The sequence below is a fragment of the Actinoplanes subtropicus genome, from assembly GCF_000721705.1.
Classification (GTDB): Bacteria; Actinomycetota; Actinomycetes; order Mycobacteriales; family Micromonosporaceae; genus Actinoplanes; species Actinoplanes subtropicus.
Genome location: NZ_JOJL01000046.1, coordinates 52,434 through 64,083, shown reverse-complemented (window position 1 = coordinate 64,083; position 11,650 = coordinate 52,434). Strand labels below are relative to the sequence as shown.

Genomic DNA, 11,650 nt, shown 5'->3' with positions numbered 1-11,650 from the left:
CGGGCCAGGTCAGGCCGGGCCAGGTCAGGCCGGGCCAGGTCAGGCCGGGCCAGGTCAGGCCGGGCCAGGTCAGGCCGGGCCAGGTCAGGCCGGGCCGGTGCGGATCATGCCGCTCGGGGACTCCATCACGTACGGCGTCGGCTCGTCCACCCTGGACTCCTATCGCGGCGCGCTGCTCTGGCGGCTCGCCGAGGCCGGCGTACAGGTCGACTACGTCGGCTCGATGCGCTCGGGCAACTCCCCCGACCCGGACAACGAGGGCCACAAGGGCTGGACGATCGCGCAGCTGGCCGCCCGGGTCGACGACTGGCTGGCGTCCTACCGGCCGGACGTGATCCTGCTGCACATCGGCACCAACGACATGGTGCGCGGCAACCAGGACGCCGCCGCCGACCTGGACACGCTGCTCGGCAAGATCGCCGTCGACCGGCCGGACGCCCAGGTCTTCGTCGCGAAGATCGTCGGGCTGGGCGACTACGACGACGTCGCGGCGCAGCGCTACCAGACGTACTTCTTCAACGCCGCCATCCCCGGCATCGTGGCGTCGAAGGGCGCGAACTTCCACGTCGTCGACGACAGCGGCGTACGCGGCATCGACATGTGGAACCGCGAGCACCCGAACGACTACGGCTACCGGAAGATGGCCTGGAACTGGTACCGCGCCCTCGAGCCGGTGCTGAACCCGGCGGGCCCGGCCTGGCCCGCCGACGACGACCCGTACCGGGCGGCGTACGGCTACCACTGCCTGCAGCGCTCGTCGCTGGGCACCGACGTCCAGGGCTGCCATCTCTGGTTCCAGCGCGACCACAGGTGGCAGCTGCCGGTGACCACCAAGGTCCGCTACCGCGCCAAGGCTGACGGCAAAACCTTCACCCGCTTCCGGACCGTCACCCGCTGGGTCACCGCCCGCTGAGCCTCGGACCTGAGCCAAGCCGGCGGCGACGCGCCGACGTCCTGCGCGTCAAGCAGCGTGTGGGCTCATTTCACGCTGTTCCACGTAAGGTCAAAGCGTGCATATCGGGCATTCCTCGGCGTCATGAGGCGCGATCCGCTACCGCTGTGCGTCTACGCGACCGTCGCCGCGCTCACCTGGTGGCTGGGGCCCATCGCGGTGGCGGGATTCGGGGCGCTGGCGTTCGCCGGATACCTGGGGGCCTGGCGGTCCGGATCGCGCGAGTCGGCCGGCAAGCCGCGCGGCGTCCGGCTCTCGCTGGCCTACCTGGGCGTGCTCACACTGGCCGGCGCGGCCGGCGCCGGGTGGCGGATGTTCGGCTGAGGGCCGCCGATTCCGCCCCCGGCGGCGGGGATCTCCCCGACGATAGGGGCATGGGTCGGCTGCTGCGCGTCGAGGGGCTCGTGCCGGTCAGCGGGGCGATGGCGTTCCTGCTGCTCTTCGGCCTGCTCGGCGGCCCGGGCGACCCGTCGCCGGTGGCGCCCTGGGTCGGGCTGGGCGTCCTGGTCGCGCCGGCGTTCATGGTGTACGCGCACCGGGGCGCGGCGGCCTGGGCGGGCGTGCTCGCCGCGGTGGTGTGGACCTCGCTCGCCCACACGGCGGCCGCGGCGCTGGTCTGCTGGGCGTACGCCCTGGTGGCGATAGCCCTCACCCGCCGCGACCGGTCCCCGGTGGCCGCCCTGGTCCCGCGGCGGCAGCCGCCGGCGCCGGACGGCCTGCCGCAGGTGGCCGTGCCCGCCGAGGTCCTCGGGATCGCCGTGCTCGCGCTGGCGGCGGCCGGGTTCGTCGCGGTGCTCGCCCGGTACGCGGGACCGGCCTGGCTGGTGGCGGTGATCGGCGGGTTCGGGTTCGGCTGCGCGCTGCTGGCCAGGGTGGTCACGCATCGGACGCGGCTGCGTCAGCTGTTCGGGGCGGCGCAGCCGATGCACGCGGTGCGGGTGGTGGAGCAGATCGGATACGTGCACGTGCTGCTCCCTCATCCGGGTGGGCTGATCGCGCGCGAGTTCGGGTTCGACACCACGCTCCCGCCGCGCCCCCCGCAGCCACTTGCCTCGCCGAGCGAGATACTCGCCCAGCGAGACAACCCGCCCTCGCAACGCGCCAACAGCTCGCCGAGCGAGATACTCGCCCAGCGAGGCAACCCGTCCCCGCAGCGCCCACATAGCTCACCGAGCGAGATACTCGCCCAGCGAGACACCGCCGGCGACCAGCCGCGCACCCTCGCCGGGACCCTCTACGGCGATCCCCGCCCCGGCGCCTGGTGCACGGTAGAGGTCGAAGGCCGCATCCACGTCCCCGTAAGCCCGGTCGGCCGGGTCATCGAGGTCGCCTACGACGTCGTCCAGGGCCTCCCCCGCGAGATCGAGGACGACGAGGAGCAACTGGTCGACCCGGCCGCCCTGCGCCCCGGCGACCGCGGCGCCGACGCCTACCAGTGCCGCGAGCACCGCATCGCCCCGCAACGCGCCTGGGTGGCGACCGTCGCGATCGGCCTCGGCGCCGCCCTCGCGGCCGGCGAGCTGGCCATGATCGCCGGCGTACCGCCCGCGGTGCTCACCCTGGTCGCCGCGGTCTCGGCCGGCCTCGGGTACGAGTTCGGCTGGCGCACCCAACTGCGCCCCCGCCTGCGCTGGCACGTCGGCGGGGTGGCCGCGGTCGGCTTCCGCGGCCCCGACCGCCAGCCCTGGGCCACCGACAGCGCGGTCGTCCACGACGACGCCGGCACGGTCCTCCTGACCGCCGGCGAGTCGGTGCTCACCGTCCCGGTGCCGCCGCCTTGGCCCTCCCCGGACAGCCAGCGCAACGCCGACGAGCTGGTCGCCGCGCTGCGGGACGCGCGGAACCGGTCCTTCGCGATCAGCCCGCTGCCCCCGCCGCCCGCGATCGAGGTCCCCGGCCGGCCGTGGCCGCTCTACCTGGCCTGGCTCGCCTCGGTCGGGGTTACGCTCCTGATCCTGTTTCCCACTGAGATCTGAAACAACCGGCGCGTAGCGTACTGACGTGGATCTGAACACCGTCGCCGATGTGATCAGCCCGGCCAGGGTCGGCCAGTGGCGGCCCGGCGACGCGTGGCTGGCCGGCGGGACGGCGCTGTTCGGCGAGCCACGGCCGCATCTGACCCGGCTGCTCGACCTCACCACCGCGGGGTGGCCGCCCGTGACCCGCCGCGAGGACGGCCTGGAGATCGCCGCGACCTGCACGATCGCCGAGCTCGCGGCCGCCGGACACGACCTGGCCGAGCGGTGCTGCCACGCCTTCCTGGCCTCCTTCAAGATCTGGAACGTGGCCACGGTCGGCGGCAACCTCTGCGCGGCGCTGCCGGCCGGCCCGATGATCGCCCTCGGCGCCGCCCTGGACGGCACGTGCCTCCTGCAGGGCACGGAAGGTGAGCGCACCGTTTTAGTGCGAGATTTCGTCACCGGCGAGGGAATGACTGTTTTGTCCGACGGCGAACTACTCCGCTCCCTCCACCTCCCCGCGGCGGCCCTAGCGGCAAGAACGGCATTCCGCCAAGGCTCCCTGCACCCGCACGGCCGCTCCGCCGCCCTGCTGATCGGCCGCGTCGAAGACCAGGGCCTGGCGCTTACGGTAACGGCGGCGACAAAACGCCCGTACATCCTGAAATTTCGGGCATTTCCTTCGGCGGAGGTCGTGCAGATCGCTCTCACCGAGCGTATTCCCGAGCACGAATACGTGACCGATGTACACGGCTCCCCCACCTGGCGCCGCCACCTGACCAGGCTCTACGCCGAGCAGATCCGCCAGGAGCTGAGCGCATGAGGATCAACGGCGAGGAGCACGACCGCGCGCCCCGTCCCGGCCAGTGCCTGCGCACCTACCTGCGGGAAGAAGGCTGCTTCGGGGTCAAGAAGGGCTGCGACACCGGCGACTGCGGCGCGTGCACGGTGCATGTCGACGGCGTACCGGTGCACTCCTGCCTCTATCCCGCCCACCGCGCGCAACGACGCAGCGTAACCACCATCGAAGGCCTGAAAGGCCATCCCGCACAACAGGCGTTCCTCGCCGCCCAGGGTTTTCAATGCGGCTTCTGCACCGCCGGCCTGATCATGACAACGGCCGCCCTCACCGAGGACCAGCGCGCCGATCTTCCACGCACTTTCAAAGGCAACCTCTGCAGGTGTACGGGATACCGCGCCATCGCCGACGCGGTAGCGGGCGTGGTCAACGCGACCACCCCGGAACCCGGCACGGCCGTCGGCGCGAACCTCGGCGCCCCGGCCGGCCCCCAGGTGGTCACCGGCACCGCCCGCTACACCTTCGATCTGGAGGTCCCCGGCGTCCTGCACATGAAGGTGCTGCGCTCCCCGCACGCGCACGCCCGGATCGCCGCCATCTCCGTCGAGGCCGCCCTCTCCGTTCCCGGCGTCGAGGCGATCCTCACCCACGCCGACGCCCCCGCCAAGCTCTTCTCCACCGCCCAGCACGAGAACGCCGCCGAGGACCCGGCCGACACCCGCGTCCTGGACGATGTGGTCCGCTTCGCCGGCCAGCGGGTCGCCGCCGTGGTCGCCACCTCGGAGGCCGCCGCCGAGGCCGGCTGCCGGGCGATCACCGTCGAGTACGAGGTGCTGCCCTCGGTGCTCGACCCCGAGGCCGCGATGGCCCCCGGCGCGCCGCAGTTGCACGCCGCCCCGAACAACGTGGTCGGCGAGTTGCACGCCACGCTCGGCGACGTCGACGCGGGCTTCGCCGAGGCGGACGCCGTCTACGAGCAGACCTTCACCACCGCCCGGGTGCAGCACGCCAGCCTGGAGACGCACGGCGCGGTCGGCTGGCTCGACGACGACGGCCGCCTGGTGATCCGGACCAGCTCGCAGACCCCGTTCCTGACCCGGCGGGCGGTGGCCGAGCTCTACGACCTGCCGGCCGACCGGGTGCGGGTGCTGACCGGGCGGGTCGGCGGCGGCTTCGGCGGCAAGCAGGAGATGCTGGTCGAGGACCTGGTGGCGCTCGCGGTGCTGCGGCTGCGGCGGCCGGTCAAGCTCGAGTACACCCGCGCCGAGCAGTTCACCTCGGCGACGGTCCGGCACCCGTTCAAGGTCACCCTGCGGGCGGGGGCGCGGCGCGACGGGACGCTGACCGCGATGCGCTTGCGGGTGGTGGCGGACACCGGCGCGTACGGCAATCATGGCCCCTCGGTCATGTACCACGGCTGCCACGAGTCCCTGGCCGTCTACCGCTGCCCGAACAAATCGACCGACGCCTATGCGGTCTACACCAACACGGTGCCGTCCGGCGCCTTCCGCGGTTACGGGCTGGGCCAGGTTTCCTTCGCCGTCGAGTCGGTCCTCGACGAATTGGCCCGGCAGCTGGGCATCGACCCGGTGCACATGCGAGAGATCAATATCGTACGGGCGGGCGAGCCCCTCCTCGCTCCCGGCGACCACGTGGACGACCTGTCGATCGCCAGCTTCGGCCTGGACCAGTGCCTTTCCCACATCCGCACGGCATCCTCGGCCACCGACCCCGCTCCCCCGGGCTGGCTGGTCGGCGACGGCATGGCGATCGCGATGATCGCCGCGGGCCCACCCGGCGGCCATTTCGCCGACGCCACGGTCACGGTCCTGCCCGGCGGCCGCTACGAGATCGCCGTCGGCACGGCCGAGTTCGGCAACGGCAGCACCACCGTGCACGCGCAGATCGCCGCCGACGCCTTGGGAACAACACCGGACCGCATCTGCGTACGCCAATCCGACACCGACGTGGTGCGACACGACACGGGCGCCTTCGCCTCCACCGGTGTCGTGGTCGCGGGCCGCGCGGTCCTCGACGCGGCCACCGCCCTGCACGAGAAGATCCTCGCCGCCGGCGACGAGTCGATCGAGGGCATGACCGCCGCCGGCCATTTCGCCGGGTCGCCGCGCTCGGTGGCGTTCAACGCGCAGTGGTTCCGGGTGGCCGTCGACCCGCAGACCGGCGAGATCCGCATCCTCCGCAGCGTCCACAGCGCCGACGCCGGCACGGTCATGAACCCCCTCCAGTGCCGCGGCCAGATCGAGGGCGGCGTCGCCCAGGCCCTCGGCGCCACCCTGGCCGAACACGTGGACATCGACGCGACCGGCCAGGTCACCACGACCGGCTTCCGCCAGTACCACCTGCCGACCTTCGCCGACGTCCCGCGCACCGAGGTCCACTTCGCGGCGACCACGGACGCGATCGGCCCGCTCGGCGCCAAGTCGATGAGCGAGAGCCCGTTCAACCCGGTCGCCCCCGCGCTCGCCAACGCCCTGCGCGACGCCACCGGGGTGCGGTTCACCGCGCTGCCCTTCACCCGGGACCGGGTCTGGGAGGGGTTGCAGCGAGCGCGCCGCTCCCCGTAGGAACGGTTCGCGCGCCCATACAGTCGTAGGGAAATGCGAGTAGCTCTGCTCGGCGCCGTCACGTTACTGCTGTCGGCGTGTTCCCGACGGCTTGATCACCTCGATCCTGACCGCTGGATCTCCGACGCCCAGATCGCCGAAACCACCTACACCGCGTTCGTGCCGACCGCCGCCCTCACGACCTCACCACCGCCGTCACCAGTAGTAATCCCAGAACGCAATGCCGGGCTACCCGGCAATGACCCTGGGTAAACGGCAGAGCCCCGGCCACAAATTCCATAATGCCGCAAAACACGACTGGACGCATAGCCGGTCGGCTGTCAGCTGATTGAAACGATCTCCTGCCCGACGAGCAGTGCCGCTAAAGGTATGCCCGTTGATGTTCCCACGTCGCAATGCCCCTGTCATTTAGATCTCCCAATAACCAGACGGCACCCCGCTGCCGCTTGATCTCCAACTCCGTTTCCGAAATCGGCAGAACCTCGCAGAACTGAACGTGGCTGGCATCGGGCAAAAGGAGAGGTTCTAGCAATTCTTCGATCTGCGGCACGATCAGAAAGGTGGAGGCTGGAGCACCCGCCCACAGCGGGTCACCCATCGTAACCGTGTCACCTGGCCTTAGGTCGCCTTCCTGCAATGGGTAGGTGGCCAACAACGAAAGAGCCGGAGCGATTCCGTCAAACTCGGGATGGAAGCCAACGAAGAACTCGACTCGGTGCCCGCCAGGTAGGACGCGGCTGGCACTTGCGCCGTTCGTTGCGTAGATAGTCACTTCCTCACCCGTTGCATCCGGCTCCCATTTGTAGATTTCTATTGTATGCCCGAACGCGTCGAAGCGGGCTATACGATTCGGTGCCCCCCACTTCGCCTCGTAGTAGCCACGAACAAGATCAGCCAGCATTGAAGGGCCCTCCTCCGAACGGCCACCATTGCCCGACCGGCCAGGCCGGCGGCCAGTACTCACCCGCCGCGGGCCCTAACACCATTCCACTTTTGCCCCCACCGTTACAGGGTCCACACGCGCCGACAAGGTTACCTCGCTGGTTGACATCGGCTGTCGCGCGGCCTTGTCGTCTGCCCACCCACCTTTCTGCTGATGTTCCCGCACAGGATAGATGTGATCCGCTTGAGTACTGCGAGCCTTGCCGCAGTACGGGCAGATTGGGTCAGCCGCCAAGGCATCCCGGCGGTTGACGCTCGACATGTTGCTGTATTGCCGCCGACGATCGAACTTGGGCGCCGGCCCTTCAGGGCGATCAGCCCACGCAGGCCGTCGTCCATTCGCTTCGACAGGACCGATCGGAACGCTGTGGAACGACGCGGCTGCTTCAAAGCCCGGCGCACCGTCGGCATCGCCGTTCTCGCCGCAGTCCCAGGCGATGGCTTTGGCTTGTTTGCCGTAGCGTTTGAGGCCGAGGACGGTGCATCCGTCTTCGTCCCACCAGACTTGGCTTCCGGTTTGGTTTCCGGTGGTGTCGGCGCCAGGAGCGTCGAGGGGTGCGGTGACGCCCGGCGGCAGGTTGGGGTCGGACTGCTTGGCGGTTTTGGCGTTGCCGGTTGCTTGGGCCGGGCCCTTGGTGCGCTCTTTGACACATCGCCGTTGCCGCCACCGACAGCACCGGCGCACTCTGGCCCAAGAACGAATCCGGCGCCTACCTCGGCCTCGCCGCGCCCGGCGTCGACATCTACACCGCCGGTCTCCAAGGCACCCGTACCAAGGCCACCGGGACCAGCTTCGCCGCGCCGCAGGTCGCCGCCGCGGCCGCGCTGCTACGCGCGCGCTACCCCACCGAAACCGCCGCGCAAATCATCCAGCGGCTCACCAGCAGCGCCCATCACCCCGCCGGCGTGCAACGCGACACCCGATGGGGATACGGCGTCATCGACCCCTACCGGGCACTCACCATGCCGGCGCCGACCTCTGCCGCCGCCAACCCCCTGCTCCAAGCCTTGCCAGCAGCCGCCCGAAAGCAGCCGCCCGCCACGCATGGCTCGATCGGCGGCTTTCTCACGGCCACCGCCGTCGCGGTCGCAGCCCTCATCGCGGCGGCGGTCACCGCCCTGCTGGTCAAGCGCCGGCGACGTGTTTCGACAGCCAGGCGCTGACAGCCGGAGCATCCGCAACCACATCCACGTTGCCGGCAGCAACACCGCCGCCCACCAGCAGGAACCGCTGCTGCCGTGCCGCGCTTGCGGCCTTCTCCACCGGACCGACGAGAGCGACGTCGGCCGCTACAACAACGTCACAGCCACCCGCAACAGCACCATTCACGTACGGTCCCGCATGCGCCGCGTCGCCAGCAACCGGGAACTGCTGCACGTTCACCCCGCCCTTCGCGGCCGCACGCTGCAGACTCGCCCACACCGCCGCTCGCGGCGACGACTCCGCTGTACGCCCCGACGGCACCAGAAGACAAGCCCGGAAATTGCCCGACACGTCACGGACCGCGGAAGCCGGAGCCGCTGGCCGACCTACCACCAGCCAGACAACAAGGCCGACACCGGCAGCCAGCACGATCCCACCGACCAGCCAAATCCGAACCGACCGCCTGCTCAACGCACCGATCAAGACAACCTGCCCACCAGTCGACGACACGCCGCCCATCAGACAGGGAGATGGATGATCTAGTCAACGACCGTCGAACTCGGGCCGGCGTCAGCGCTTGGCGGCCGCCGCCGCGCTGGAGGACGCGCGATTTCCCGGCAGTGCGGGCAGCAGGGCCGCGATCGCCGCCTGGCCCGCTGCGTTCGGGTGGTCGCCGTCCGAGGCCAGTAGGTCGGTCGGGTCCTGGTTGCCGTCGTCGCCGTGGAAGGCGGGCTCGGTGCTGATGTACTCGGCCTCGGCGTTGGTCGAGGCGGCCGCCGCCAGGGCGTTGTTGATCATGTTGGTGGCCTCGGTGGCGGCCCGCACCCCGTCCGGGCCGTAGCTCTTCTGGCCCACCCGGCCGTCCTGGACGACGTTCCAGTAGCCAAGGACGATCACCGGGACGCTGTGCGCCTTCTCGATATCGGCGATCGTGGCGGTGACGTCGGTCTGCACGCCGGAGGCGGCTGCCGCGTAGGTGGTCGGGTCGTCGATCGTGTCGGCCACGTCGTTGGCGCCGATCATGATGAGGACCTCGGCCGCCTGGGACAGGGCGCCGTTGTCGGTGGGCAGCTGGGCACGCACGTCGGCGGCGGTCGCCCCGGACTCGGCCAGGTTCACGTCGATGGCGTGCTGGTCCTTGGTGTACAGGGCCGGGAAGGGATCGCAGTCGCACTCGGCGCCGGCCGCGACCGAGTCGCCGAGGGTCACGACGGTCGGCGTTCCCGGCGCCGCGGGATGGATCACCGTGGCCTCGGACACACCGGTGCAAGCCCCCACGAACAGGACGAGAACCAGCACGGTGGGAAGCAGCAACGACCGACTCAGGGAGTCGGCCGGGGCGGGTGGGCGGCGAGCCAGTCGAATGATGGTCCCTCCATCACGGCCGGTGGTCTCCGAGCGGTGCCCGGAGAAGATCTCCGAGCGGTGCCTGGAGAAGACTACCCGCCGAGTCCGGCCGCCGCCGCGTTACGGCCAAGATGTCGCCGATCCCTCACGCGGTCGCCTGCGCGGCCGCCTCGTTCTCCGGTGGCCGGCGCAGCCTGGGCAGCCGGGGCAGCCGCGGCTCGGGCAGGAACGCCTCGGCGGTCATCGCGGCGATCGCTATCCGGGGCAGGTCGCGGGCGGTCGGGAAGCACAGGTAGCGCGGCGCCCACTCGGGCTGATACTTCGCGTTCGACCGGTACAGCGACTCGATCTGCCAGAGCTTGGAGGCGGCCATCAGCAGCCGGTGCCAGACCCGCAGCACCGGGCCGGCGCCCAGCTCCTCGGCCCGGGCGAAGACCGAGCGCAGCACCGCGAAGTTCAGCGACACCCGGCGTACGCCCATCTGCAGAGCCTGTTCCAGGACGGCGGTGACCATCAGCTCGGTCAGGCCGTTGTCGGCCGTGCGGTCGCCGCGCATCAGGTCGAGCGAGAGCCCGTCGGCGCCCCACGGCACGAACTGCAGCAGCCCGCGCAGCGCGCCCTGCTCGTCGTGGCAGAGCACGAGCAGGCAGTCGGCGTCCCGCGGGTCGCCGAGCCGGGACAGCGCCATCGAGAAGCCGCGCTCGACCGGCCCGTCGCGGAACACGTCGGCCGCCCGGATCGCGTCGGCCAGTTCCTCCGGGGTGAGGTCGCGCTGCCGGACGACCCGGCACTGGTAGCCGGCCCGCCGCATTCGGTTGACCGCCTGCCGCACGCCACGCATGGGCCGGCCGTTCAGCGAGAACGTCGCCGTGTCCACGATGGCCTCGTCGCCCAGCTCGACAACGTCCAAACCCCATTTGCGGTACGCCTTGCCGGCCGCATTCCCGCACCCGAGGACCGCCGGGGTCCAGCCGTGCCGGGTCGCGTCCTCGAGCCAGGCGCCGATCGCCTCGGGCCAGGCCGATTCCGGGCCGATCGGGTCGCCCGCCGCCAGGCTCACCCCGTTGACCACCCGGTAGGCGACCACCGCGGCCCGGTTGGGGGCCCAGATCAAGGCCTTGTCGGTACGCAGCGCGAAGTAGCTCAGCGAGTCGGCCTTGCCGTACCGCCGCAGGAGTTCGCGCAGCCGCTCCTCGCTCGGCTCGTCGCGCTCGGGCCGGCGCGGCATCGGCCGCAGCAGGATCACCAGCGCTGTCCCGGCGGCGAGCAGCCCGCAGGCGCCGGTCGTGTACGCCACGGCGTCGGCGCCGACCCGGTACTGGAACTGCACCGGTCCGTCGATGCCGATCAGCCCCAGCGCGGCCTCCTGCGCCCAGGCGATGACGCCCGGCGTACCCACGAGGTGGTTCATCCGGACCGCGATCTCGAGGAAGCCCAGCAGGAAACCGGCCAGGGCGAAGCCGACCAACGCGGTCAGCGCCCGCCAGCGGCTGGTCGGGTCGGCGACCGCGGTGAACCGGTCCTGGGTGGCCAGCAGCATGATCAGCAGGACTCCCGCGACCCCCGCGGCCGCGAAGTCCAGACCCTTGACCAGGTGCAGCACGATCGAGAGGGCGGTCAGGCCGACCGCGACCTGCCAGGCCCGGCGCTTGCCGCGGCGCAGCCCGGCGCCGAGGTAGACCAGCAGCATGCCGACCGCGACGGTGGCGGCCCGGGCGGAGAGCACGCCGGCCGCCGGCATGAAGTGCGCCACCATCGCCATGCGGCCGTGCGGGCGGGGGGCCAGGGTGGTCACGACGTCGAAAAGACCGGCCAGCTGGACAAGTCGGGCAATTGTCCGCCGCGACAGCGGTGGACGCGCCAACCGGGGTTGCATCATGACGCAATCATCTGTGCGGGAGCTGTGAAACGGTGGGTAAGAAG

The 11,650-nt window shown here is 71.0% G+C and carries 10 protein-coding genes; 6 read left to right on the top strand and 4 right to left on the bottom strand.

Going from position 1 to position 11,650, the window contains the following annotated elements:
- Positions 1–106: 106 nt before the first annotated feature.
- From IH26_RS0145880 to IH26_RS0145860, 5 genes are all read left to right on the top strand, one after another.
- A complete protein-coding gene (locus IH26_RS0145880) occupies positions 107–913 on the top strand; it encodes an SGNH/GDSL hydrolase family protein (protein ID WP_157437744.1) in 807 nt (268 codons plus the stop codon).
- Positions 914–1,036: 123 nt separating this feature from the next.
- Positions 1,037–1,276 carry a hypothetical protein gene (locus IH26_RS54850; protein ID WP_051809735.1) on the top strand — a complete coding sequence of 80 codons (240 nt, stop codon included), beginning with the start codon at positions 1,037–1,039 and terminating at the stop codon, positions 1,274–1,276.
- A gap of 50 nt (positions 1,277–1,326) precedes the next feature.
- Positions 1,327–2,928, top strand: a complete 1,602-nt coding sequence (locus tag IH26_RS0145870; RefSeq protein WP_030442610.1) for a hypothetical protein — start codon at positions 1,327–1,329, stop codon at positions 2,926–2,928.
- A gap of 25 nt (positions 2,929–2,953) precedes the next feature.
- Positions 2,954–3,733, top strand: coding sequence for an FAD binding domain-containing protein (locus IH26_RS0145865; RefSeq protein WP_030442609.1), 780 nt, complete (start codon positions 2,954–2,956; stop codon positions 3,731–3,733).
- The gene (locus tag IH26_RS0145860; protein WP_030442608.1) at positions 3,730–6,294 is read left to right on the top strand and encodes a molybdopterin-dependent oxidoreductase; all 2,565 of its coding nucleotides are present in this window, start codon (positions 3,730–3,732) and stop codon (positions 6,292–6,294) included. The genes IH26_RS0145865 and IH26_RS0145860 overlap by 4 nt, the downstream gene beginning before the upstream one ends.
- 361 nt (positions 6,295–6,655) lie before the next feature.
- On the opposite strand, the gene IH26_RS58980 is transcribed toward IH26_RS0145860, so the two are convergent.
- Positions 6,656–7,195, bottom strand: a complete 540-nt coding sequence (locus IH26_RS58980) for a suppressor of fused domain protein (protein ID WP_084599717.1) — start codon at positions 7,193–7,195, stop codon at positions 6,656–6,658.
- 692 nt (positions 7,196–7,887) lie between these two features.
- Between IH26_RS58980 and IH26_RS64815 the strand changes: the two genes are divergently transcribed.
- On the top strand, positions 7,888–8,400 hold the full coding sequence (locus IH26_RS64815) for a S8 family serine peptidase (protein ID WP_157437746.1): 513 nt from the start codon (positions 7,888–7,890) through the stop codon (positions 8,398–8,400).
- Here IH26_RS64815 and IH26_RS60620 read toward each other — a convergent pair.
- From IH26_RS60620 to IH26_RS0145845, 3 genes are all read right to left on the bottom strand, one after another.
- Positions 8,363–8,620 carry a hypothetical protein gene (locus tag IH26_RS60620; RefSeq protein WP_157437743.1) on the bottom strand — a complete coding sequence of 86 codons (258 nt, stop codon included), beginning with the start codon at positions 8,618–8,620 and terminating at the stop codon, positions 8,363–8,365. The two genes, IH26_RS64815 and IH26_RS60620, sit on opposite strands and share 38 nt — an antisense overlap.
- A 330-nt stretch (positions 8,621–8,950) precedes the next feature.
- Positions 8,951–9,694, bottom strand: a complete 744-nt coding sequence (locus IH26_RS0145850; RefSeq protein ID WP_245665986.1) for an SGNH/GDSL hydrolase family protein — start codon at positions 9,692–9,694, stop codon at positions 8,951–8,953.
- Between the two features lie 178 nt (positions 9,695–9,872).
- Positions 9,873–11,603 (bottom strand): phosphatidylglycerol lysyltransferase domain-containing protein, encoded by a 1,731-nt coding sequence (locus IH26_RS0145845; protein WP_281179845.1) that lies wholly within the window; start codon positions 11,601–11,603, stop codon positions 9,873–9,875.
- Positions 11,604–11,650: the final 47 nt, after the last annotated feature.